The sequence below is a fragment of the Stenotrophomonas sp. G106K1 genome (assembly GCF_037969685.1).
In the GTDB taxonomy this organism is placed as follows: Bacteria; Pseudomonadota; Gammaproteobacteria; order Xanthomonadales; family Xanthomonadaceae; genus Stenotrophomonas; species Stenotrophomonas lactitubi.
Genome location: NZ_JBBPFR010000001.1, coordinates 274739 through 297196, shown reverse-complemented (window position 1 = coordinate 297196; position 22458 = coordinate 274739). Strand labels below are relative to the sequence as shown.

Sequence of the window (22458 nt, the reverse complement as noted above, 5' to 3'; positions counted from 1 at the left end):
CACTCAGAACGCGCTGGGGCGCGGCTCGGGCAACGGCTCGTCCACCAACGGCTTCAGTTCGGCATCCAGCGCCACCCGTTCGTCGAACACGAAGCAGCGGCCTTCATAGCCCTCGCCGCCCACGTCCTCGAAGTAACCGAGGATGCCGCCATCAAGCTGCAGCACGTTGTCCATGCCGTCGTTGAGCATCCACAGCGCCGCTTTCTCGCAGCGGATACCGCCGGTGCAGAAACTGACTACGGTGCTGTCCTTCAGCGCCTCGCGATGGGGTGCCAGTGCCTCGGGCAGATCGGTGAACTTGTGGATGGGCAGAACCAGCGCATCCTTGAAGGTGCCGTACTCGATCTCCTGCACGTTGCGCGTATCGAGCATCACCACCGGCTTGCCAGCATCATCGTGCCCCTGCCGCAGCCAACGCTGCACGGTGGCGGGATCGATCGCCGGCGCGCGCGGATAGTCCAGCGGCTGGCCATCGTCCCGGCGGAAGCTGATGATCTCGTCCTTGACCTTGGCCTTCAGCCGCGCGAACGGCTGGTGCTCGCTGAAGCTGGTCTTGACCCGCATGTCGGCGAAGCGCGCATCTGCACGCAGTTCCGCGTAGAAGCCATCGATAGCAGACGGTGCCCCCGCCAGGAACAGGTTCAGCCCCTCGCCCGCCACCAGGATCGTGCCCTGCAGGCCGGACGCCTCGGCACGCGCCTGCAGCTGGTCGCACAGGGCCTGGGGAGTGTCGATGACGGTGAAATGATAGGCAGCGGTATTGGCGATCATCCCGCCATTTTACCGCCTGACCGTCCCCGTATCAGCCTCCACCGTTCATCCACGCATGGCGTGGATCCACAAACGCCCGCGGGAGCTGTCAGAGGCCGGGCGGTGTGGGCAGGCGGGGGCGCAGAGCGCCATGGATGGCGCTCTACGAGGCACGCAGGAGCGGCTTTTGCCGTCCCCCGCCTGCCCGCCTCGCCCATCACGGAACGCCCGCTGTTGTTGTTGTTGCCGTTGCCTCTGCAGGTGCCGGGTACAACCCGGCCGAACACCCCTACCCCCGCAGCAGCATGAACGGCAACAGCACCAATGCCGCCGCCACCGCCATGCCCAGCAGCACCAGCACCACGAAACCAGGGCGACGCCGGAACAGGCTGCCAAAGGTCTCGGCAGTACCATCGCGCAGGGCCTGCTCGCGCTCGGCGCGGACCCGCACGCCGCGGGCCGCCTGGTACTCGGCCATCAGCGCCTTGGCACGCGGCTGGTCGGTATCCTCGCGCAGCCACAGGCCTCCATTGGAGATGCCCCAGGGGCTGGGTTCGGTGCGGTACCAGGCGATGCCGTGCTGGTCGAGCAGCGTGCAGACATCGGCATATTCGTCGTTGCCGACATTGCGCAGATTGAGCAGGAGTTTTGCCATGTGCCCATGATACCCGGCGCCGATGCGCTAACCTTGCCGCCCTTGACTCATCGCCCCTGGAGACGCCTGATGCGCCGCCTGCTGCTTCCCCTGCTGCTGTCCCTCGCCGCCGTTGGTTGCTCGTCGGAACCGTCCGGCCCGCCGCCGGGAGGCACCATCGCCGCTTTCGAGCGCATCGACACCCAGCCCGGCACCGGCGCCGAGGCCGTGCCGGGCCAGAAGGTCAGCGTGCATTACACCGGCTGGATCTACGACAAGCGCGCCGACAACAAGCACGGCAAGACCTTCGACAGCTCGGTCGAACGCGGCGAGCCGTTCACCTTCACGCTGGGTGCGGGCCAGGTCATCCGTGGCTGGGATGAAGGCGTGGCCGGCATGAAAGTCGGAGGCAAGCGCACGCTGATGATTCCGCCGGAGTTCGGCTATGGCGATCGCCAGGTCGGCCCGATCCCGGCAGGTTCGTCACTGGTGTTCGATGTCGAGCTGCTCAATGTCCAACAGTGAAGCAAGTCCGCCGCGTCGCGTCGCCGTCATCGGCGGCGGCCCGGCGGGGCTGTTTGCTGCCGAGAGGCTGCGCGCGGCAGGGCTCGACGTTGATCTGTACGAGGCCAAGGGCTCGCCGGGCCGCAAGTTCCTGATCGCAGGCAAGGGTGGGCTCAACCTCACCCATTCCGATCCGCGTCCGCTGTTCGACAGCCGCTACCGCGAGCAGGCCGCCAGCGTCGGCCAATGGCTGGACGGCTTCGACGCACAGGCGCTGCGCGACTGGGCGGCGGGCTTCGGCGTGGACACCTACGTCGGCAGTTCCGGCCGCGTGTTCCCGGTTGACCGCAAGGCCGCACCGCTGCTGCGCGGCTGGGTTCGCCGGCTGAAGGAACAGGGCGTGCGTCTGCACGTCAACCATCGCTGGCTGGGCTGGAGCGAAGACGGCGCACTGCGTTTTGCCATCGAGACGGGTGTGCTGGACGTGCGCGCCGACGCGACCGTGTTGGCGCTGGGTGGCGGAAGCTGGCCGCAGCTCGGCAGCGACGGCGCATGGGTTCCGGCGTTGCAGGCCCGCGCCGTGGATATCGCGCCGCTACAATCAGCCAACTGCGGATTCGACGTTACGTGGACACCCTTCTTCGCACAGCGCCATGCGGGCGCGCCGCTGAAGCCGGTCGTCGCACATTGGCATGGCCTGGACGGTGAGCCCTACTCCTTGCAGGGCGAGTGCGTGGCCAGTGAGTACGGTATCGAAGGCAGCCTGATCTACGCGCTGTCGGCCGACCTGCGCGACACCATCAACCGTGACGGCCACGCCACGCTGTGGCTGGACCTGGTTCCGGGCCGCGACGAGGCACGCCTGCAGGCCGATCTCTCGCAGCCGCGCAAGGGCCGCAGCTTCGGCGAGCACCTGCGTCGACAGGCCGGGCTGGACGCCGTGAAGACCGCGCTGGTATTCGAAATGCTGGGCAAGGATGCCGGCAACGATCTGGCCGCCGTAGTCACCACATTGAAGCGCCTGCCGCTGCGCCTGCTGCGCCCGCGGCCGATGGCCGAGGTGATCAGCACGGCAGGCGGCGTGCGCCTGGATGCGCTGGACGACGGATTGATGCTGCGTGCCTTGCCGGGGGTGTTCTGCGCGGGAGAAATGCTGGACTGGGAAGCCCCGACCGGTGGCTACCTGTTGACGGCGTGCTATGCGAGCGGACTGCGCGCAGCAGAGGGCGTGACGGCGTGGTTGGCCACGCGTTGATCAACGCGCGGTAGCGCCGGACATATCAGGCTGGCCGGCGCATCTTCACCGAGGCCAATGCCACGCCACTGGGATGCGGATACAATTCCTCGCGCTCGGCGACGAAGCCCTGCCGCTGGTAGAACGGCACGGCATTGAGCGAGGCCGACAACACCACCTCGCGCGTTGGATCGGCCATGGCCAGCAGCCGCTGCATCAGCGCCTGGCCAACCCCCTGCCCGCCCTGAGCCGGATCGACGAACAGCGCGTCGATCTCGTTGCCCTCGGCGTCGAGTACGCCGAACCCCAACACGTCGCCCTGATCGTTCTCTGCCACGACACAGCCGCCCTGCCCCAGCAACCGCGAATACTGCGCCGGCGGCGGCGATGCCGACCACGGCGCGATCACCTCCGGTGGATAGTGGCTGCTGCACAGCTCCCGTACGCAGCGCGTACGCAATGCCCACAGCGTGCTTACATCATCGTTGGTGCCGGTCCTGAACTGCATGCAATCTCCGTATGCGTCTGCTGCTCATGTCCTGCAACGCGGGTCAACGCGACTTGCTGGCCCGCAGCGCCTGGATCTTCGGCGGCGGCTGGAAGGAATCACTGCGCGCATCGGCCCAGAACGAATGGAACACCGCGTGGTCGGGCACCTTGTGCAGCAGCTCGCCCGGCTCCAGGTAGCGGTACAGCGAGGCCAGCGAACGGATCTCCACCGGCGACACCCGGCGCAGGATGTGTTCCGGGCCGAGCTCGGCCGGATCGTTCAAGCCCGCCGCGCACAGCAGCTCCTTCAACGCATGCAGCGTGTGCTCGTGGAAGCTGTAGACGCGCGTGGCCTTGTCCGGTGCATCCAGATGTTTCCAGCGCGCCGGATCCTGGGTAGCGATGCCGGTCGGGCACTTGTCGGTATGGCAGCTGAGCGACTGGATGCAGCCCAGCGCGAACATGAAACCGCGCCCGGCATTGCACCAGTCGGCGCCCATCGCAATGGTGCGGGCGATATCGAACGCGCTGGTTATCTTGCCAGCCGCGCCGATACGGATGTGCTCGCGCAGGTCCAGGCCGACCAAGGTGTTGTGCACCAGCAGCAACGCCTCGTGCATCGGCACACCCACGTGATCAACGAACTCAGCGGGCGCCGCACCGGTGCCGCCTTCGGCGCCATCGACGACGATGAAGTCAGGCAGCAGACCGGTCTCGTGCATCGCCTTGGCGATGCCGAACCATTCCCACGGGTGGCCGATGGCGAGCTTGAAGCCGACCGGCTTGCCACCGGACAGCCCACGCAGGCGGGCGACGAACTGCAGCAGTTCAACCGGCGTGGAGAACGCCGAATGGCGTGACGGAGAAACACAGTCCACGCCCATCGGCACGCCACGCGTCACCGATATCTCGGCCGTTACCTTAGGCGCCGGCAGCACGCCGCCGTGGCCCGGCTTGGCGCCCTGCGAGAGCTTGATCTCGATCATCTTGACCTGCTCGAGCGCGGCGTTGATGGCGAAGCGCTCCTCGCTGAAGCCGCCCTTCTCGTCACGGCAGCCGAAGTAGCCCGAGCCGATCTCCCAGACCAGGTCGCCGCCCATCTCACGGTGATACGGTGAAATCGAGCCTTCGCCCGTGTCGTGGTAGAAGCCCCCCCGGCGCGCGCCTTCGTTCAACGCGCGGATCGCGTTGGCCGACAACGAGCCGAAACTCATCGCCGAGATGTTGAACACGCTCGCCGAATAGGGCTTGGCACAGTTCGGACCGATCAGCACGCGGAAATCATGCTTGGCGATGGTGGTCGGCGCCAGCGAATGGTTGATCCATTCGTAGTCCACCGCATAGGTGCTGCGCAGGGTACCGAAGGGCACCGTGTCCATCTGGTTCTTGGCGCGTTGGTAGATCAGCGCGCGCTGCTGCCGCGAGAACGGCACATCCTCCAGATCGCTCTGCACGAAGTACTGGCGGATCTCCGGGCCGATAGATTCCAGGCCATAACGGAAGTGCGCCATCACCGGATAGTTGCGGCGCAGGGTGCTGCGCTTCTGCAGCAGGTCCCAGGTCCCCAGCGCCACCATCGCAGCTGTGATGCCGACGCCCCAGTACCAGGCCGGCCAGATCGTGGCCAGCCACAGGCAGATCGGAAACATCAGGATGGCGAGCAGGTAGACGATATACCGATGCATGGCGTTCCTCGGTTGCAACTGCCCACGAGTCTACCGCGCAAGCACCTACAGGCGATCGTCGACCACGCTGCGCGGCCAGGCGGACTTCACGTCATAGACCAGCCCACCGGGCGCCAACAGGCTGCGGATATGGGCATCGTCCATCGCCTTGAAGCTCTCATGCGCCACCGCCAGCACCACCGCGTCGTAGCTGCCGGGCACCGGCTCGGCCAGCCAGTTCACGCCCTCGTCCGCCATGGCAGCCGGCCCCACCCACGGATCGCTGACGTCCACCTGCGCGCCGCTGCCGGCCAGCCGCTGGGCCAGTTCCAGCGCGCGGCTGTTGCGCAGGTCCGGGCAGTCCTCCTTGAAGGTCACGCCCAGCACCAGAATGCGCGAATGCGCTGGCATGCGACCACGTTCGGCCAGCATCGCCAATACACGATTGGCCACATGTTCGCCCACCCGGTTGTTGACCTGCCGTGCGGTGTGGATGAGGTCGGGGTGGTAGCCCATGCTTTCGGACTTGTGCAGCAGGTAGTAGGGGTCCACGCCGATGCAGTGGCCCCCCACAAGCCCCGGCCGGAACGGCAGGAAGTTCCATTTGCTGCCTGCGGCGTCGAGCACATCCTGGGTGTCGATGCCGAGGCGATCGAAGATCAGGGCCAACTCATTGACCAGCGCGATGTTGACGTCGCGCTGGATGTTCTCCACCACCTTGGCCGCTTCGGCGACCCGCATCGACGGCACCGGGAACGTGCCGGCGGTGATGATCCGCTGGTACAGGCCATCGACCGCCGCAGCCACTTCCGGCGTTGAACCGGAGGTGATCTTGCGGATGTCGGCCAGGCGCCGTTGTCGGTCACCCGGGCTGACCCGCTCGGGACTGTAGCCGCAGTAGAAATCCTCGTTGAAGCGCAGGCCCGAGCCCTGTTCCAGCAGCGGCACGCAGACTTCTTCGGTGGTACCCGGGTAGACGGTGGATTCGTAGATCACCAGGTCACCGGCGCGAAGATGGCTGGCGATCAGTCGCGTCGCCGAGCGCAGCGGCTCCAGATCAGGCTGCTCGTAGGCATCAATCGGGGTGGGCACGGTGACGATGTAAACGTTGCAGGCGTCGAGCTGCGCCGGATCGCTGCTGTAGCGCAGCAACGACGCGCTGGCCAGTTCGTCCGGCTCCATTTCCAGCGTGTGGTCCTGCCCGCCAGCCAGTTCGGCGATGCGCGCAGCGTCGATGTCATACCCCAGCGTGGGCAGCTGCCGGCCGAAAGCCACCGCCAACGGCAGCCCGACATACCCCAGGCCGATGATGGCCGGAGACGGCATCTGTGCTGCGCCGATCGGCGCGCTCACGCGCGGCGTCCGGCAGCTGGCGACGGTGTCCAGTGGGTCATGCGAGGGTCCGGGTGCAGGCAAACATGCCGACAAGATTAACCGCGGCAGCGCCGCCAGACCACGCCGGACTCAGGATCCAAGGCTGACGGCGGCCGGCTCGAGCTCGCCGTGCCCTCCCGTCCAGGCCCGCAACAACAGGCAGAAGCCATGATCCGGGGGATTCTGCTCCAAGTTGAAACCATGCCACGGGGCCGCCACGATGCTGGCCAGCGTTGCCGCATCCACCTGTCGGTTGGCCATCGTCCAGCGCGGAAACCAGCGAGTCTGGATCGGGCCTGCGGCAAGCTGGGTGATGCTGCCGTGGCGCCGCGCGTTGCCGATGCGCGCATGCACCGAGGCCAGCCCATCCCGTGGGCCTTCGATGTACTGCAGGAAACGGCTGCCATCGAACATCAGCACCCCGGTCACTCCGGCCATGCGATTGAACGCCGTCGCATCGGCCAGGAGCGCATCGAGCTCAGGCACGTCCAGTCCCTCCCTGGCCGTGCTGACATAGGCGTACGCATGCAACGGCATGTCCATCACTCCCCTCCTGAGTGCAGAGGAATATGACAGGAAGCACAAGGACTTCAAGCGTTGGCTATTCCGGCGGCGCCTCGACCTGGTAGCCGCGCTGCACCAGCGCATCCAGATAGCCTTCGCCCAGCAGCAGGCTGACCGGCACCGTCGCGAACGTGCCAGCGTGATGGGTCAGCGCCGCATCCACGCCCTGCAGCCAGCGCGTGCGCACCTGCTGCGGCATGTCGCTCCAGCCACGCCTGCGCACGAAGGCCGAATCCTGCAGCAGTTCGCGGCAGGTCTGGGCCATCGCCGAGCCCGACAGCCGACGCAGTGCGGCGACATCGCCGAGTGCCCAGGCATTGGCCCGTTCACGCAACACCGGCGCCTGGAATTCCACGGTATCGAGCGTGCGTTCGAAACACGCACGGTCATCGACTTGGGTGGCCTGCAGTTCCTTCAACGTGCCACGGATGTCGTCGACCTTCAGCTTCACCTGCACATCTTCCGGCTTCAGATCGCGGGCCTTGTAGGCACGCCCGAGTGCTTCCTTCACCTGCTTGCCGTCGCGCAGGCCGTTGCGCTTGAGGAACGCCTGGTACAGGCGACCGGAGGCCACCAGCGGACGGTCCCTTTCCACGCCACGGTCATTGCCCATGTAGGTCTGTTTCAGCCCCAGCCAGCGTGCGTACGTTGCCGCCGGCAGGATCTGATCCAGCGTGCGCCCCTGCGGATCGCGCGCGGTCTTCATCGCCAGCGGCAGCAACGTCAGGCCCTTGAACACACCGATCTTCGCATCGAGGCTGAAACCCGGATCGCCCAGCACATGGTCGACACCGGCGATGGTCCGTTCGACTTCATCCGAGCGCCATTGCACGCCGCTTGGCAACGGCGAGACCGTTCCCAGGATCCACAGCACATGCCCCTGCGGAGCAGTCACTTTCCAGAGCCCGGGGCCGGGTTGTTCACCGGTGACCTGCACCGTGGCCATGTCCACCACCGGGCCAGCGGGCGCTGGTGCCTGCTGCGCGGCGGCCGGGCCTATCGCCAGCATAAGCCCCAGCACGGCACTGCATCCGATCCATCGCTTGCCACGTGCACGCATGTCGCCATTCCCGGAAACGTTGGCGGACTGTACCCAGCCCCGCGCCCGGTTGCGTAAAAGCCGCGTTAGCCGGCGGCAGCGGCGGCGATTCCGTTACAATCGGCGCGCGCTGCAGGCCCGGATGGCGAAACTGGTAGACGCATCGGACTTAAAATCCGCCGGGGGCAACCCCATGCCGGTTCGATCCCGGCTCCGGGCACCACCCAATCACGCATCGACGCCCCTGCAAAGGGCCAGCGCACCGCTAGTTCTACAGCAGCCCGTTGAAAGGAATGCAGCCATTCGGCTGCCGTTGCCGCGATCGATACCGCTTCAGGCTTGCATGTCAGAATCGACTGCGCCGCTCCGGCCGCCGAACCACGCACAAGGAGATCACCCATGAAATGCATAGGGCTCGCATCATCGCTGGCGCTGGTCACGCTACTCGCCCAGGCCACCGCACCGGCATCGGCGCAGAGCCGTTCGGACAGCCACCGCAACCTCGACGGAAGCCGGGATATCCGCAACAGCGACGGATCGTCCAGCCGCATCAGGCGCGATCTGTCCGGCCGCGAGATCGCCGAGCACAGCAACGGCAGCCGCTCGACCACCACCACCGATCTGAGTGGGCGCAAGCGCACCACGCACAGCGATGGCAGCTACTCCAACAGCAGCACCGACCTCAGCGGCAACATCCGTACCGAGTACAGCAACGGCGCCTACTCCGTCAGCAAGCGCGACCTGAGCGGCAGATGGCGCACCGAGTACAGCGATGGCTCCTACTCGACCAGCGTGCGCGATCTCAGCGGCAACTGGACCACCACCTCCAGCGGTGGCATGGCCGCGCGCCATCCCGAACGCGGCGTCGGCAAGCGCTGAGGCGTGCGCTCAGATTGCGCGCGAGTAACGCGGCTGCTCCTGCGCAGCGCGCAGATAGGGATCGAAGCACATCGCCAGCAGGCGCAGCAGCGGCCGCCCGGGCTCGCTGGTGCGCACCACGCCATCACGGTATTCGGCCAGGCCATCCTGCTGCAGGCGCTGTACGGCCTGCAGGTCTTCGGCGAAGTAGGTCTCGAAATCGATGCCATGGCGCTGTGCCAGTGACGTGCCATCCACTTCACCCTGGCACATCAACTGCTGGATCAGCTCGGCACGCAGCTCGTCGTCGGCACTGAGCGCGACGCCGCGCCAGACCGGCAGTTGCCCCTGGTCCACTGCGTTCTCCCACGACGGCAGGTCGCGCGGATTCTGGCTGTAGGTGGCACCGATGTGGCTGATCGCGCTCACGCCGAGGCCAAGCAGATCGGTGTCGGCATGGGTCGTATAGCCCATGAAATTGCGATGCAGCTGACCGGCGCGCTGGGCACGCGACAGATCCTCTTCCGGCAATGCGAAGTGGTCCATGCCGATGTACTGGTAACCGGCCGCGGACAGGCGTTCCACCGCCAGGCCAAGCAGCGCGAGCTTGTCTTCCGGCGACGGCATGCGGCTTTCGTCGATCTGCCGCTGCGCGCGGAACAGGTGTGGCAGGTGCGCATAGCCGTACACAGCCAATCGATCCGGGCGCAGCGCCAGCACCAGTTCCAGGGTGCGGCCGAAGCCCCCCAGGCTCTGCCCGGGCAGACCGTAGATCAGATCGACGTTGACCGAACGCATGCCGCTGTCGCGGCAAGCGCGCAGGATGTCCAGCGTCTGCCGCACGCCCTGCACGCGGTTGATCGATTCCTGCACCTGCGGGTCGAAATCCTGCACACCCAGGCTGGCGCGATTGAAGCCGAGCCGGGCCAGCATCGCCACGTCGCTGGTATCGATGAAACGCGGGTCCAGTTCGATGGAAAAATCACGCTGCGATGAATCGCTGAAATCGAAGCGGCGGCGCAGGCCCTCGACCAGCGCGGTCATCGCATCGGCTTCCAGGAAATTCGGTGTGCCACCGCCGAGGTGCAGCTGGATCACTTCACGGCCATCGGTGAACTGCGGTGCCAAAAGGTCTGCCTCGGCCAGCACGCGTGACACGTAACTGTGGCCACGTCCGCGGTCGCGGGTGATCACCCGGTTGCAGCCACAGTAGAAGCAGGGGCTGGAGCAGAATGGCACATGGACGTACAACGACAGCGCGCGCGCCAGCGGGTTGCTGTCGGCGATCGCCTGGCGCAGCGCCGGCGCATCGAAGCCGTCATGGAAGTGCGGCGCGGTGGGATAGGAGGTGTAGCGCGGGCCGGGCCGGTCATGCCGGCGCAGCAGATCGGGATCGAAGGTCCAGGCCAGGCCACCGGCAGCGGGAAAGAACGTGTCCATGGCGCCAGCATCGCGCCAGTCCAGGCGCAGCGCCTTGACCCAGATCAATCCTTGGCGGGGACGCCCAGCACCGGCAGCATGACCTGCGGCCAGCGCAACATCTGGTAGCGGCGCCAGAAGGTCTCGGCGATGCGGGCGGCCACGTCGTCGGCCAGCGCTTGCATCGGCGGGTTGTTGCATTCGGCCGTGGTGATGTGGAACAGCACCAGCCAGCGGTCGAACAGATCCTTTTCCAGATCGATTGCCATGTGCTTGGACATCGGCGAACCCTTGAACCGGCGCGTCCCGCGCAGCATCGCCGACCAGAAATCGACGAGCTGGGTGAGGTGTTCGGGCCAGTCTTTCACGTGGCCTTCGAACACCGGCCCCAGACGCTCCTCCTCACGCACGCGCGCGTAGAAATCGTGAACCAGTCGGGTCACTTCCTCCTCGCTGCACAGCTCTGGTGAAGCAACGGGAATATCGGTCCTGGGCGTTGCGTTCATCAGGGCACCAAATGCGGATCAGCAGTGTGCCGCAGGCCGCCGCCACTACTGTTGATCCAGATCAATGTCAGCGCACTGCGGCGCACCTAGGCTGACACGCTTGCAGGAAGCATGCCCTGCGGATGCTGCGCCAACCACGGCGAAGTATACGCGCCGCCCTCTTCTTCAACCCGAAACCGCATGAACACACCGTCTTCCAGCCGCCAGCGGCGTATCCAGCAGTGGGGTGCAGCCCTGTGGCCCAGCTTCATCACCGCCGGCCTGGCCTGCGTGGTGTTCTTCGCTTTCGTCGATCCACTGCGGCTGCAGGCGATCAGCTTCCCGGGTACGGCCATCAGCCGTGAGCTGGGCTACACCGCAGGGTTCTTCATGTTCTGGGCCGTCACCGCACTTTCCAGCGCGGTAACCGGCTACCTGCTGCGGCCGATGCCGGGCGACGAGGACGAGGAGCTGCCGCTGGGATGAGCATCGTCGCTTCCCCGCCACCGCGCCCGTGGCATTGGCGCCGCACCCTGGGCCTTGCGCTGCTGGTCCTTTTCCATGCGCTGCCGTGGCTGCAGTGGGATGGCCGGCAGGCCCTGCTGCTGGATCTCAACGCGCGCCGCTTCGACCTGTTCGCGTGGACCCTGTGGCCGGATGACATCGGCGTGCTGCTGGGCCTGCTGGCGGTGATGGCGGTGGGCCTGGCCCTGCTCACCCATCTGGCCGGCCGCGTGTGGTGCGGGCATGCCTGCCCGCAGACGCTGTGGACACGGGCCTTCGATGGGATCGCGCAGGCCATGGCCCGCGTCCTGCCCGTGCAGGCAGCGCGGCCGTTCACCCACGTGGCCTGGTTGCTGCTGTCGCTGTGGACCGGGATCACCTTCGTAGGACTGTTCAGTCCGATCCGCGAACTGGTCGCCGGCGCGCTCGATGGCAGCTGGAGCGGCTGGGAGACCTTCTGGGTGCTGTTCTATGCCGGCGCCACCTGGGGCAACGCCGGGTTCCTGCGCGAACAGGTGTGCCGATCGCTCTGTCCGTTCGCGCGCATGCAGCCGTTGCTGACCGACCCGCACACCCCGCGCATGTTGTATGACCCACGCCGTGGCGAACCACGCGGCGCCCGCCCGCCGGCATTGGGCGGCGTACTCGGCCGCGGCCGCGGCCTGCTCGACCCGACCACCGCGCAGGACTACGTCTTCCGCGCCGCACATCCACTGCTGGCCGGACCGATGCCGACCTTCAGCGCGGATCGGCTGGGCGACTGCATCGATTGCATGGCCTGCGTACGCGCCTGCCCGATGCAACTGGACATCCGCCATGGTCCACAGGCCGATTGCCTGGCCTGCGGTGCCTGTCTGGAAGCCTGCACCCGGCAGCAGCATCAGGCGGGCTTCGGACCCGGCCTGGTGCGCTATTGCAGCCCACAGGTGATGGCAGGCCAGCCGCGCCGGTGGTGGCGCCCCCGCACCACTGTCCTCGCATCGATGCTGCTGGCGCTGTTGGCCTGTGGCGTCTGGCGCCTGTTCTGAGTCAGCCCGGGTCGCCCGGGCGCGGCGGTACCAGCTGGGCGCGACGGACGATGCCCAGTTGTTCGATGATCAGCGCCATTTCGTTGGTGACATCGGTCCGCCCGGTCCCCTGCGGAACCAGACGATCAAGCACCTGCTGGTAGGTATCCCAGAACGCCGGACCGCATCCGTGTTTGTGATAACTGGCTTCCAGTTCGCGGCGTACCCGTTCAGCCAAGCCATGCATGCCGTATTCCATACGACCTCCGTTTGACTTGTTCTGCATCGTTGACGGTCGACCAATTCACTTGCGAGCTACTGAAAGACTCCCGGCCTTCACAACCGGTTGATGCCAATTAGTCATAGATTTCACGACACGTCAATTACAGGGCACGACTTTCGCGATTGAAATTATTAATCGTTCATGAAAGGCCGTGACGAAGGGGATCGGGAATCTCCGTGCCGATATCGACACTGCTCGCCGACGAACCCGGGTGCCCATCACAGATCAGGCCATCGCTGCGAGCGGGACGATCGATTCTGCCTATATTGCTAAGCATGCTTAGCAAATAGATCTTGGCGGTCCGCCTGCGACAGCCTTGGACGCATCTCATGCGGTTTCATCGTTCGGGTCCTGATCCAGAGGGAACAGCGCGGGGTACCGCTGCTGCAGGATGTAGCGCCTCAACGGCGGGATGGGAAAGCCTCTGGGCCATTGCGAGACAGCGGATCTGCTGATTCCAAACAATCTGGCGAGCTCTGCGTCGGTGGAAAAGCCCAGCCGCGTGCGGACCTGCCGCTTGCTCCAGAATTCGTCCATTTTCGATCCCTTTCATCATCAAACTTATTCTTGCGCCAAGGCCTCTTTCGATTCCACGCGTTAAGCTGGCTTGCATAGATGAATACTCTTGGACAACGACTCGCGGTCGCCATGAAGGACGCCGGGCATGCACGCCCGGCCGACCTGGCGCGTGCCGCCGAAACGACGACGGCAACGGTCAGCAACTGGCTCAACGACCACGTCAAAGCCAACCACGTGAAAGCCGAACAGCTGTTCCGCATCGCCGATGCGGTGAAGCTGGACCCGCGGGAGCTGCTGTTCGGCCCGTTGGGACGGGGTGTCGGCGAGCGCGGCACGGCCTACATGCACATGCCCAGCGAAGCCCATCTGGATGTCTGGCAAGCGGCCTATGAGCTGGTCGCCCACATCCTTGCCGAGCGCGGTCTGGAGGTTGGCTACCGCCGTGAGGCCACGCTGGGGCTGATGGCCCATGACCTGCTGATGGAGGGCGTCAGCCGCGGCAAGGTTGCTCGCGTGGTGATGACTGCCCTGCCCTGACCCATCGCGGGCTGGTAGCATGGCTGCCGATGGGGATGGGGCTCCCCCGATAACCGCCTGAGATGGCTGATGGCTCCTGCTGCGACGAACCCGGCGGTCGTCGATGGCAGGCATTGCCCGCCATTGCGTACGCCGTCGAACCTGCGAACACGCACTCGAGGCAAGCAATGCAGACGTTGAACAACTATGTGCTGGTATTCCTGGGCGGCGGTGTCGGCGCCTGTCTGCGCCATGGCTGCAACCTGATCGGCGCCCGCGTCGCCGTCGGCAGTTCGTGGCCCTGGCCGACCTTTCTGGTCAACATCAGCGGCGCTTTGTTGATGGGTATGGTGGTGGAGGCATTTGCCCTGCGCAACGGCGCCTCACCGCAACTGCGCCTGCTGCTGGCCACCGGCATTCTTGGCGGCTACACCACGTTCTCCACCTTTTCGCTGGAAACCGGCCTGCTGCTGCAGCGGGGCCAGCATGGCCTGGCCGCACTCTACGCGGGCGGCTCGGTGGCCCTGGGCCTGGCCGGGCTGTTTGCTGGCATGAAGCTGACCCGGCTCGCGCTGGGGTGACACTCAACCGGCAGCGACGCGCGCCTGCCCCCGCCACTGCCGTGGCGATTGCCCGGTGTGCGCCTTGAACGCTCGCGACAACGCCGCCTCGCTGCCATAGCCGACCTCGTCGGCGATTCGTTTCAACGGTCGGCCCTGGCGCAGCGCCTGCTGCGCCAGGCCGACCCGCCACCCCTGCAGATAATGCCCGGGGGTGGTTCCCATGGCCTCGCGGAAACTGGCGGCGAACACGCTGCGTGACATGCCTGCAACGTCAGCCAGATCCTCCAGTGTCCAGGCTTGGGCCGGTGCTTGATGCATCGCCACCAGCGCCAACCGCAGGCGTGGGTGGCCGAGCCCGGCAAACAGGCCACCGCGCATCTCGCCCCCCTCCATCAGCTGCCGCAGCACCTGGATCATCACCACCTCGAACAGGCGGTTGACCATCACCGCTCGACCGCAGCGTTGCTCGAATGCCTCCTCGAACAGCAGCTCCAGGGCGGCATGGCCGCCGTACAGATCGGCCAAGGGCAGGCAGATGAAGTCGGGCAGCGCCGCACTGATCGGGTTGAGCCTGCCACCTTCGAAATGGAGATTGGCGCAGGCCATGTCGGCGCCGAGCTGTGGATCGGTGTGGAAGCGGTGCGGCAGCGGGCGCGGATACAGCAGCAGGCTGGGAACGTCGACCTGCACCGTCTGCGCCCCATGACTGACCTGCAACGGGCCGCGCCGCACCAGGTGCAGCTGGCCAGCCTCGCCCTCTCCTTCGAGGCTGTTGATGCCACACAGCGCGCCAGCATGGAACACCGAGGCGGTGACCGCGAAGCGTTCGAGCAGGATGGCAAGACGATCGGCCATGACGGGACTCCAGGTCAAGCGAAGGAAGGAATATACGCCAGATCGTATCGGATTCAAGACCTACCGGCACGGCGGCTCAAGCCGGAACAAGGGCTCATCCTCCGGGATGGTGGATTACGTCGAACCCCTCTTCCTCGGAAGGGGCAACGAAATGGCGGGTAATCCGCTCGAACTCGGCCTCCGTGGCCTGGAATGGATGCGCGCCAGCAGCATTGCGCGCCTGAAGCCTCGCCTTGCAGAGCTCATCAGGGACGTCCAGGAAGTGCAGTCGATGCGCCGCGCCGGCGCGAACGAATATCTGCCGCGCCCATGCGCGGCTGGCGGGGGTATTGGAGGGAAAGTCGAGCACTACCGACACCCCCGCCTGCAGCAGGCAGCAGACGTGGTCGGTAAGAATGCCGCGCAACGCCGCCGCGTTCCGCAGGTAGTCGGCGACGGACGTGATCTGGCCGGGATAGAGTGCCGCCAGCCAGGTGTCTTCGCAGATCAGCGCAGTCCGCGGCTGCATCGACAACTGCCGGGACAAGGTGGATTTGCCTGCTCCGATCTTGCCGCATACCAGGTGCAGGGTGGCCGGGCAATCGTGTGTACTGGTGGGAAGTAGCTGCATGTGCCATCTCCGAGGGCGAAGGAACGTCGATCGCCCGGGAACGGTGGCAGCCCGTCCTTCCGGGCGGGTTGCATGGCTGGAACAGCCGCGCGCTAACCCGCCTTCCCGTGGGGAATTCGGATAATCGCCGGAATGCGCTGGGTCACCATTCCCCCCACACTAGCGTCAGATCAGGCGCCCAGGCAAGCCACTGATGCGGTGCAGCGCGCCCCTTGCGCTATCCAGCTCTATCCTCGCCACACGCCCTGCAAGGAAGGTCACGATGCGTCCACGTTTTCGACTCGCCCTGGCCGTGGCCCTGCTGCTGCCACACATCCCGCTGTCCGCCGCCCCCGCTGCGCCGCCACGCGCCCTTAGTGGCGAGTTGCAGGGCGCACGCTGGCGCCTGGATGTGCCCGCCGATTGGAACGGTGAACTTGTGATGCTGGCGCATGGCTATGAGCCGGTCGGCTCGCCGCAACCTTCACCGATGCCGGCCAACGACAGCACCGCCGGCCTGCTTGCAGCGGGCTACGCCGTTGCCCAGAGCGCCTATGCCAGCCAGGGCTGGGCAGTGGCAGATGCGATCGACGACATGGAACGCCTGCGCGTGCAGGCCCTGTCCGAATTGAAGGACGTACATCGCACCTGGATCCTCGGCTTTTCGATGGGCGGCGCGGTAGCCATCGCCACCCTCGAACGCCTGCCGCAGCACTACAGCGGCGGCGTGTCGCTGTGCGGCGCCAACCTGCCCGGCGAGCAGTTGGCCAATGACCTGCTGACCACACTGGTGGCGTTCGATTATTTCTTCCCCGAGGCCGAAGGGCTGCCCCGCCAGGGCTTGGCATCGGCGGACGCTGCAGCACTGCCGCAGATGGCGCTCTATCAAGGCATCGCTGCCGCGCTTCAGACCCGGCCCGCCGTAGCCGCGCAACTGGCCACACGGTTGCAGGTAAGTGTGGAGGCATTGCCGGGCACGATCAGCCTGCACGCGATGATCCTGCACGAACTGGCCACGCGCGCTGGCGGCATGCCAGTCGGCAACCTGACGATGGTCTATCGCGGATTCGGTGACGACGATGCCTTCAACGCAGGCGTGCAGCGACTCGAACCGGCTGCGCCGGCACAACAATATGTGCGCAGGAAGCTGGCCCTGACCGGCACAGTCAAGCGACCGCTGGTGATCCAGTTCAACAACGATGACCCGAGCATCGTGCCGCGCATGCAGACGGTGTACCCGCACCTGGCCAAACGCGCAGGCGCAACGCCATTACCGCGGGTGCTGCCGCCGGTTGGCGAAGGCCATTGTGGCTTTACCGATTCACAGGTAGTCGAGGCGCTCAAGGCAGCAGCGGTTGCCCACTGAGGACCCGACCAGATCAGTGACCCAGCGTACCCATGGTGAAGGTATAGCCGGAGCGCATGAGGAAGTCGCGCATGCGCAGCTCGGCGCGACGGGGCGATGGAAGATCCGGCGGACCATACAGCGCATAGACCACGCCTGCGCCCTCGATGCGCTCGCGGCGCACGTCACAATGACGGCTCTCCGAGGCGAGGACCCAGCCGTCCTTCAGTTGATCGGGGCCGATGGACTGCCCGTTCTTCAGCCGGAATGTAAGCCAGCGCACATCTGCGGTGGATCTGCTCATTGCCCGCCAGCTGCATCGTGCATGCAGCCCCTCATGTCCTTGCCTGCCATTGCTGCTCCCGAAGACCAGAACTCGACCATACCCCGTCGCCATGTCGTGGCCGGCTGAGACTGACACGGCGCGTGACGGGTCTCAGGCGCCCACGTCGAACAACCTGCGGAACGCTGCCTGCCCGGCTGGCGTGACCCGCAGTTCGCGCCGCCCCTCGAGGCGATGCAGCCAGCGGTTCTGCAGGAAACTCTCCAGCATGGCTTCGCCGACCATGCCGGCCATGTGCAGGCGCCGCTCGGTACAGTCCAGGCACCCTCGGCAGTAGCGCTCGGGCTTCACCTGCGGTGATCGCGCGATCAGCCCTGCCAGCGGCTCACCCACGGCACGCAGGACGTCGGCGCCATGAGCCGTCATCTGCCAGTGGTCAGCCGCCGCGGTGATCGCTCCGGTGCTCAGCAGGTGGTCGGAGATGGCGACGGCGTATTCACCGGCCATGTGCCGATAGCAGGTACGCGCCCGGCGGAAGCCGGCATCGACCCGCATGGTTCGTGGAGAGAGCGGCGGCCGTTGATCGCTGAAACGCAGGATGCCTTCCAGCATGTCGGCGACCTCGGTCGAGGCAAGCCGGTGATAACGGTGGCGTCCCTGCACCGCCACGGCCAGGATGCCGCCATCGAGCAACCGCCGCAGATGACTGCTTGCCGTCTGCGGCGAGATGCCAGCCACGCCAGCCAGCTCGGAGGCCGTGTGCGCGCGGCCATCCATCAACGTCAACAGCATGGCCGCGCGTGCGTGGTCACCGACCAATGTGCCGACATTGATGAAAGCGCGGGGGGTCTGGACCATGGACGCATTGTGGCACGCCCCCTGCCGCTCATTGTTCGACCTGGATCGAAGCTTCCGCGCCCTTGCACAGGGCACAGTGATCGCCCGCAACCCACAACTTCCAGCATGCGAGCAGAAGACATCCAACGCCGCTGTATCACCCCCTCCGTGCTCTATCCGGGAACGCCGGTGGTGCTGATGACCACGCTGAACGAAGACGGCAGCGCGAACATCAGCCCGCTTTCTTCATTCTGGGCGCTGGGCGACCGCGTGGTGCTCGGCATCGGCAAACAGGGCCAGGGCTGCAGCAATCTTCTGGCACGCGGCGAATGCGTTCTGAACTTCGCAGATGCCACGCAGGCGGCGCAGGTTGAAGCCATCGCCCGCGCCACCGCGCGCACCCCTGTTCCGGATTCGAAGCGTGATATGGGTTACGTGCATGTGCGTGACAAGTTCGCACTGGGCGGCTTCACCCGCGTCGACTCGGTGCTGGTGGCACCTCCGGCGATCGCAGAATGCCCGCTGCAGGTGGAGGTCGCGCTGCTTGCCTCGCATCGACCCAGCGGAACGCAGGATCAGGGCTTCATGATCGTCGAGGGACGGATCTGCCGGGTGCATGCACACGAGGCGATCACCATTGCAGGCACCCAGCACATCGACGTGCAGCGCTGGGCACCGCTGATCTACCTGTTCCGCCACTATGTGGGCACGACGCCGCCGGTGGCCCGCAATTTCCGTGCCGACGATCTGGCGCCAGCGGCGGCTTGAGCATCTGGCTGCACACTGTCAGCGCTTGCTACAAGAAGCGCTTGGCTCAACCGCGGAATCGACGCAGCTCCAGTGCGGCAAAGGTGTACCAGCCGAACGCCGGTAGCAGCGCAAGGCGCTGGGTGAAGCCGCGATAGGGCTCTGGGTAGATGCCGGACATCATCAGCCACAGATGGGCCATGCCCAGCAGCGAGCTGGCGCGCGCAAACCATGCCATCGGCGTTGACGCCTGTGGGCCCAGCTCCGCCAGGAACAGCAGCGGGGTCAGGATCGAGAAGATACCGATGCCATAGAAGCCATGCAGCGGGCTGCCCGTGGTGAAGACGCCATTGCTGACCAAGGACACCCCGAACAGGATGGAGGTGAGCACAGTGAGCGCGAAACGGCGGCCGTGGGCGAGCAACGCGAGGCTGAAGAGGATGATGGCCGAGCCACTGACCAGGCCGCCGACCTGCACCGCCTTGGCTCGCAGCCCCGGCATCAGGCCGAGCTCGCTGAGGTGCTGGGAGAGCGAGTGGTAGTCGGGCACGGTGAATGCAAAAGCGATCAGTGCCAGCATGGCGCCGAGGGGAACATACACGGCCTGCTGGATCGCCGGGTTTCGCACTGCGGCCACCACTGCTGAAGAGGAGAGCGGCGACGTTAGCCGCCGGCCCCGCCGAGTCGCATGTGCATTTTGGTACAGCCTGCCGATGCCGGATTGCGCGCAAAGAAAAAGCCCTGACCGTAGTCAGGGCTTTTCAATTGGAGGCCTCAAGCGGAATCGAACCGCTGTAAACGGATTTGCAATCCGGTGCATAGCCACTCTGCCATGAGGCCAACGTACTGCGATCAGGAACGACGCCCCTGACATGACAAAACCCCGCGATGGGGCCATGTCGGAACATGGAGCGGGAAACGAGACTCGAACTCGCGACCTCAACCTTGGCAAGGTTGCGCTCTACCAACTGAGCTATTCCCGCATAAGCTGTCATGGTACCGGAAGCCCGGGACACACACCAGCCATTTCACAACAGTTTTCACTTTTCTGACTGCGCGAAAAGCCTTATGGCTCAACGTGCCCCGCCTTGCCGTGGCGGGAGAAAAACAAGGCCCCAACCGGGGCCCTGTGCAATCTGGAGCGGGAAACGAGACTCGAACTCGCGACCTCAACCTTGGCAAGGTTGCGCTCTACCAACTGAGCTATTCCCGCAGATTCTCCGACCTGCGTCGAAGGAGCGCTATTGTGTCGAAATTCCTTCACGCCGTCAACAGCCCGCCTACCCGATGAACCCGCCCACGAGACCTCGCTACGCCCGCCTGTTCTGGATCCTTGTCGCCCTCACCTGGCTGGCGGTGATCGCCGCATTGGTCAATGCGGGCTTCACGCCGGACTACTGGATGTTGCGGCACTTCGATGGCGGAACCCTTCCCTACCCGACCAGCAGCGTTGTCGTGTTCGCGCTGTTGAGTACGGTCGAGCTGGCGATCGCTGCGCTGATCGTGCGCCCCTGGAGATTCGACCGTCTGTGGCTGCGACTGTTGATTGCCTTCGTGCTGCTGCTGGCGTGGACCTTCCCGTGGTTGGCGTCGATGATGCACCAGCCACCGGTGCAGGGAATGCACCTGCTGTGGTTGCTGCTTCTGGACGTGGGATTGCTGCTGGCGCTGTGCGTGGTGTCACTGGTCAGTGCGTGGCGGGCGTTTGCCGAAAGGAAACAAGCAGGCCGCGCGCGGTCATAGGGAGCGGTGCAGTTACTTCCGGAACTCGACCCGCACGTGCTGGCCGACGCGCGCCTTTGCCGCGCTCTCGAACTCCAGCACGCACTCCACCACCTTGGCCACGCCGCGTCCTGCATCCTCCGGCAACCGCGCCGGCGCGAACACCGGGCTGATGCGGACCACACGTGCCAACGGCAGCGATTTGCCCTCGGTGCCATCGCCATCGATCACCACCGTCGCACGCATGCCCACCTGCACCGCATCGGCGTAGGCCGCACTCAGCTCGGCACGCACCTGCAGGGGCCGCGCCGGCAACAGTGACATCGCCGGCTTGCCGGCCTGCACGAACGCACCCACGCCCGGCACCTGGCCGACCACGGTGCCGGCGTCCGGTGCGGTCAGCGACATCTGTCGCAGCTTGAGCCTGGCGTGCTCCAGCTTGTGCTGGGCCATGTCGACCTGCGCTCCGGCTACATCCACATCGGCGCGGACGCCGGCCAGCTGCTGCCTGGCTGCGTCGGCCTGCTGGCTGGAAGATACGCCTTCGTTTGCACCAGCGACCAAGCGGGTAGCGTTGCGCTCCAACTCGCGCAGTTGCGCCTGAGTGCCCTTCAGCCGGTCGGTAGCCAGCGCGAGATCGGCGTTGGCCATGCCCACTTCCTGTTCAAGCAGTGCGCCATCCAGGGAGAGCAGGACATCGCCCTTGCGGACCACCGCACCTTCCTTCACCGGCGCGGCGCTGACCGAACCATCCATCGCTGGAACCAGTGCAATCAGCCCGCCTTCCACATCGATGACGCCGCGGGCGACGGCCACCTTGTCCGCGCTGGTGGACGTGGATGCGGCCGGCTGTGCGGGTACGGGTGCATCCTTGCTGCAGGCACCCAGCAGCAATGCCGCGCCCAAGGAGAAACTGAGGGAGAACAACGGCGGCAATCTGGTCATGGGCTGGGCTCTACGGTTTCGTTCTGGCGGCGGTCATCGCAGACCGTGCCGTCTTCCATGGCGATCACCCGATCCGCATGGCGGATCAGGCGTGGATCGTGGCTTACGCACAACACCGTGGCCTGATGTGCGCGTGCATAGCGGTGCAGGATGTCGATCACGCGCTGGCCGTTCTCGGCGTCCAGTGCGCTGGTGGGCTCATCGGCAAAGATCAGCGTGGGTGATTTGGCGAACGCACGGGCAACCGCCACGCGCTGCTTCTCGCCGCCGGACAACTGTGCCGGGCGCATGTGGCTGCGATGCGAGAGGCCGACCTCGTCCAGCGCCTGCCGTGCCAGCGGTTCACTGTCACGGTTGCGCATGCCACGATAGCCCAACGGCAGCTGCACCTGTTCCAGCGCGGTCAGTGCCGGGAACAGATTGAAACCCTGGAACACGAAACCGACATGATGCAGGCGGAAGCGCTCCACCTCACTGCGGGTCATGTGACTGACGTCCTGCCCCAGCGCGTGCACGCGACCGCCATCCGGCGTGGAGAGCCCGGACATCAGCGACAGCAGCGTGCTCTTGCCGCAGCCGGAGGGGCCCGACACCAGGGTCAGTTCGCCGGGATAGATGTCCAGTGACAGGCCACGCAGCACGGGAACGTGCACATCGCCGGACACGAAGCCCTTTTCGAGTGCGTCGGCACGCAGGGTCGGGCTCGCGATGGGAGCATTCGTCATCGGT

Annotated in this window: 28 protein-coding genes, 4 tRNA genes and 1 riboswitch; of the genes, 11 read left to right on the top strand and 21 right to left on the bottom strand. The window is 65.8% G+C overall.

The window, feature by feature from the left end:
- Positions 1 to 3 precede the first annotated feature (3 nt).
- Together WKB25_RS01445 and WKB25_RS01440 are read right to left on the bottom strand one after the other, a co-directional pair.
- On the bottom strand, positions 4 to 771 hold the full coding sequence (locus WKB25_RS01445) for a sulfurtransferase (protein WP_340568292.1): 768 nt from the start codon (positions 769 to 771) through the stop codon (positions 4 to 6).
- A 268-nt stretch (positions 772 to 1039) separates the two neighbouring features.
- The gene (locus tag WKB25_RS01440) at positions 1040 to 1405 is read right to left on the bottom strand and encodes a DUF6164 family protein (RefSeq protein WP_100552127.1); all 366 of its coding nucleotides are present in this window, start codon (positions 1403 to 1405) and stop codon (positions 1040 to 1042) included.
- Positions 1406 to 1474: 69 nt separating this feature from the next.
- Here WKB25_RS01440 and WKB25_RS01435 point away from each other — a divergent pair, with 69 nt between their 5' ends.
- Positions 1475 to 1909 (top strand): FKBP-type peptidyl-prolyl cis-trans isomerase, encoded by a 435-nt coding sequence (locus WKB25_RS01435; RefSeq protein WP_340568290.1) that lies wholly within the window; start codon positions 1475 to 1477, stop codon positions 1907 to 1909.
- Complete coding sequence (locus tag WKB25_RS01430) at positions 1896 to 3143, top strand: TIGR03862 family flavoprotein (protein WP_340568288.1); 1248 nt, start codon at positions 1896 to 1898, stop codon at positions 3141 to 3143. Before WKB25_RS01435 ends, WKB25_RS01430 begins: the two co-directional genes overlap by 14 nt.
- Positions 3144 to 3168: 25 nt before the next feature.
- Here WKB25_RS01430 and WKB25_RS01425 read toward each other — a convergent pair whose 3' ends face one another.
- The 5 genes from WKB25_RS01425 to WKB25_RS01405 form a co-directional block, all read right to left on the bottom strand.
- Positions 3169 to 3630, bottom strand: coding sequence for a GNAT family N-acetyltransferase (locus WKB25_RS01425; protein WP_340568287.1), 462 nt, complete (start codon positions 3628 to 3630; stop codon positions 3169 to 3171).
- A 43-nt stretch (positions 3631 to 3673) separates the two neighbouring features.
- Positions 3674 to 5296, bottom strand: coding sequence for an FMN-binding glutamate synthase family protein (locus tag WKB25_RS01420; RefSeq protein ID WP_340568286.1), 1623 nt, complete (start codon positions 5294 to 5296; stop codon positions 3674 to 3676).
- Between the two features lie 45 nt (positions 5297 to 5341).
- Positions 5342 to 6628, bottom strand: coding sequence for a nucleotide sugar dehydrogenase (locus WKB25_RS01415; RefSeq protein ID WP_340568285.1), 1287 nt, complete (start codon positions 6626 to 6628; stop codon positions 5342 to 5344).
- Between the two features lie 111 nt (positions 6629 to 6739).
- Positions 6740 to 7192 (bottom strand): BLUF domain-containing protein, encoded by a 453-nt coding sequence (locus WKB25_RS01410; protein WP_340568284.1) that lies wholly within the window; start codon positions 7190 to 7192, stop codon positions 6740 to 6742.
- Between the two features lie 58 nt (positions 7193 to 7250).
- On the bottom strand, positions 7251 to 8273 hold the full coding sequence (locus tag WKB25_RS01405) for a TraB/GumN family protein (protein WP_340568283.1): 1023 nt from the start codon (positions 8271 to 8273) through the stop codon (positions 7251 to 7253).
- A 115-nt stretch (positions 8274 to 8388) separates the two neighbouring features.
- Between WKB25_RS01405 and WKB25_RS01400 the strand changes: the two genes are divergently transcribed.
- Positions 8389 to 8475 (top strand) — tRNA-Leu (locus tag WKB25_RS01400).
- 176 nt (positions 8476 to 8651) lie between these two features.
- On the top strand, positions 8652 to 9131 hold the full coding sequence (locus WKB25_RS01395) for a hypothetical protein (protein WP_340568282.1): 480 nt from the start codon (positions 8652 to 8654) through the stop codon (positions 9129 to 9131).
- A 9-nt stretch (positions 9132 to 9140) separates the two neighbouring features.
- Here the strand turns inward: WKB25_RS01395 and hemN are convergent, their stop codons facing one another.
- Together hemN and WKB25_RS01385 are read right to left on the bottom strand one after the other, a co-directional pair.
- Entirely contained in the window at positions 9141 to 10550 is a 1410-nt protein-coding gene (hemN, locus tag WKB25_RS01390; RefSeq protein WP_340568498.1) for an oxygen-independent coproporphyrinogen III oxidase, read from the bottom strand.
- Positions 10551 to 10594: 44 nt separating this feature from the next.
- Positions 10595 to 11035, bottom strand: a complete 441-nt coding sequence (locus WKB25_RS01385; protein WP_340568281.1) for a group III truncated hemoglobin — start codon at positions 11033 to 11035, stop codon at positions 10595 to 10597.
- A gap of 180 nt (positions 11036 to 11215) precedes the next feature.
- On the opposite strand from WKB25_RS01385, the gene WKB25_RS01380 reads away from it, so the two are divergent.
- Positions 11216 to 11500 (top strand): hypothetical protein, encoded by a 285-nt coding sequence (locus WKB25_RS01380; RefSeq protein ID WP_340568279.1) that lies wholly within the window; start codon positions 11216 to 11218, stop codon positions 11498 to 11500.
- The gene (locus tag WKB25_RS01375; RefSeq protein WP_340568277.1) at positions 11497 to 12546 is read left to right on the top strand and encodes a 4Fe-4S dicluster domain-containing protein; all 1050 of its coding nucleotides are present in this window, start codon (positions 11497 to 11499) and stop codon (positions 12544 to 12546) included. Before WKB25_RS01380 ends, WKB25_RS01375 begins: the two co-directional genes overlap by 4 nt.
- Position 12547: 1 nt before the next feature.
- Here the strand turns inward: WKB25_RS01375 and WKB25_RS01370 are convergent, their stop codons facing one another.
- Together WKB25_RS01370 and WKB25_RS01365 are read right to left on the bottom strand one after the other, a co-directional pair.
- On the bottom strand, positions 12548 to 12784 hold the full coding sequence (locus tag WKB25_RS01370; protein WP_025875165.1) for a hypothetical protein: 237 nt from the start codon (positions 12782 to 12784) through the stop codon (positions 12548 to 12550).
- A 351-nt stretch (positions 12785 to 13135) separates the two neighbouring features.
- Complete coding sequence (locus WKB25_RS01365; protein ID WP_108266613.1) at positions 13136 to 13345, bottom strand: hypothetical protein; 210 nt, start codon at positions 13343 to 13345, stop codon at positions 13136 to 13138.
- A 78-nt stretch (positions 13346 to 13423) separates the two neighbouring features.
- Here WKB25_RS01365 and WKB25_RS01360 point away from each other — a divergent pair, with 78 nt between their 5' ends.
- Together WKB25_RS01360 and crcB are read left to right on the top strand one after the other, a co-directional pair.
- On the top strand, positions 13424 to 13864 hold the full coding sequence (locus WKB25_RS01360; protein ID WP_223880016.1) for a helix-turn-helix domain-containing protein: 441 nt from the start codon (positions 13424 to 13426) through the stop codon (positions 13862 to 13864).
- 22 nt (positions 13865 to 13886) lie between these two features.
- Positions 13887 to 13950, top strand: a riboswitch (Fluoride riboswitch).
- An 81-nt stretch (positions 13951 to 14031) separates the two neighbouring features.
- Positions 14032 to 14424, top strand: coding sequence for a fluoride efflux transporter CrcB (gene crcB / locus WKB25_RS01355; RefSeq protein WP_340568497.1), 393 nt, complete (start codon positions 14032 to 14034; stop codon positions 14422 to 14424).
- A gap of 3 nt (positions 14425 to 14427) precedes the next feature.
- Here crcB and WKB25_RS01350 read toward each other — a convergent pair whose 3' ends face one another.
- The gene (locus tag WKB25_RS01350; protein ID WP_340568274.1) at positions 14428 to 15261 is read right to left on the bottom strand and encodes an AraC family transcriptional regulator; all 834 of its coding nucleotides are present in this window, start codon (positions 15259 to 15261) and stop codon (positions 14428 to 14430) included.
- A gap of 94 nt (positions 15262 to 15355) precedes the next feature.
- Positions 15356 to 15871, bottom strand: coding sequence for an ATP-binding protein (locus tag WKB25_RS01345; RefSeq protein WP_340568273.1), 516 nt, complete (start codon positions 15869 to 15871; stop codon positions 15356 to 15358).
- Positions 15872 to 16133: 262 nt separating this feature from the next.
- Here WKB25_RS01345 and WKB25_RS01340 point away from each other — a divergent pair, with 262 nt between their 5' ends.
- Positions 16134 to 17216, top strand: coding sequence for a hypothetical protein (locus tag WKB25_RS01340; RefSeq protein ID WP_340568271.1), 1083 nt, complete (start codon positions 16134 to 16136; stop codon positions 17214 to 17216).
- 13 nt (positions 17217 to 17229) lie between these two features.
- Here WKB25_RS01340 and WKB25_RS01335 read toward each other — a convergent pair whose 3' ends face one another.
- Both WKB25_RS01335 and WKB25_RS01330 read right to left on the bottom strand, forming a co-directional pair.
- Positions 17230 to 17499, bottom strand: coding sequence for a hypothetical protein (locus tag WKB25_RS01335; protein ID WP_089240177.1), 270 nt, complete (start codon positions 17497 to 17499; stop codon positions 17230 to 17232).
- Between the two features lie 132 nt (positions 17500 to 17631).
- On the bottom strand, positions 17632 to 18336 hold the full coding sequence (locus tag WKB25_RS01330) for a winged helix-turn-helix domain-containing protein (protein ID WP_340568270.1): 705 nt from the start codon (positions 18334 to 18336) through the stop codon (positions 17632 to 17634).
- A 177-nt stretch (positions 18337 to 18513) separates the two neighbouring features.
- Here WKB25_RS01330 and WKB25_RS01325 point away from each other — a divergent pair, with 177 nt between their 5' ends.
- Positions 18514 to 19083: a flavin reductase gene (locus tag WKB25_RS01325; protein ID WP_340568269.1), complete on the top strand. Its 570-nt coding sequence runs from the start codon at positions 18514 to 18516 to the stop codon at positions 19081 to 19083.
- Positions 19084 to 19129: 46 nt separating this feature from the next.
- On the opposite strand, the gene WKB25_RS01320 is transcribed toward WKB25_RS01325, so the two are convergent.
- The 4 genes from WKB25_RS01320 to WKB25_RS01305 all read right to left on the bottom strand — a co-directional run bounded on the left by WKB25_RS01320 (position 19130) and on the right by WKB25_RS01305 (position 20275).
- On the bottom strand, positions 19130 to 19663 hold the full coding sequence (locus WKB25_RS01320; RefSeq protein WP_340568267.1) for a DUF998 domain-containing protein: 534 nt from the start codon (positions 19661 to 19663) through the stop codon (positions 19130 to 19132).
- A 165-nt stretch (positions 19664 to 19828) separates the two neighbouring features.
- A tRNA-Cys gene (locus WKB25_RS01315) sits at positions 19829 to 19902 on the bottom strand.
- 67 nt (positions 19903 to 19969) lie between these two features.
- Positions 19970 to 20045, bottom strand: a tRNA-Gly gene (locus WKB25_RS01310).
- 154 nt (positions 20046 to 20199) lie between these two features.
- Positions 20200 to 20275: transfer RNA gene (locus tag WKB25_RS01305), tRNA-Gly, on the bottom strand.
- Between the two features lie 74 nt (positions 20276 to 20349).
- Between WKB25_RS01305 and WKB25_RS01300 the strand changes: the two genes are divergently transcribed.
- Entirely contained in the window at positions 20350 to 20805 is a 456-nt protein-coding gene (locus WKB25_RS01300) for a hypothetical protein (RefSeq protein WP_340568265.1), read from the top strand.
- Between the two features lie 12 nt (positions 20806 to 20817).
- Here WKB25_RS01300 and WKB25_RS01295 read toward each other — a convergent pair whose 3' ends face one another.
- Both WKB25_RS01295 and WKB25_RS01290 read right to left on the bottom strand, forming a co-directional pair.
- Positions 20818 to 21729, bottom strand: a complete 912-nt coding sequence (locus WKB25_RS01295; RefSeq protein WP_340568264.1) for an HlyD family efflux transporter periplasmic adaptor subunit — start codon at positions 21727 to 21729, stop codon at positions 20818 to 20820.
- Positions 21726 to 22454 carry an ABC transporter ATP-binding protein gene (locus WKB25_RS01290; protein ID WP_340568262.1) on the bottom strand — a complete coding sequence of 243 codons (729 nt, stop codon included), beginning with the start codon at positions 22452 to 22454 and terminating at the stop codon, positions 21726 to 21728. Before WKB25_RS01290 ends, WKB25_RS01295 begins: the two co-directional genes overlap by 4 nt.
- Positions 22455 to 22458 lie beyond the last annotated feature (4 nt).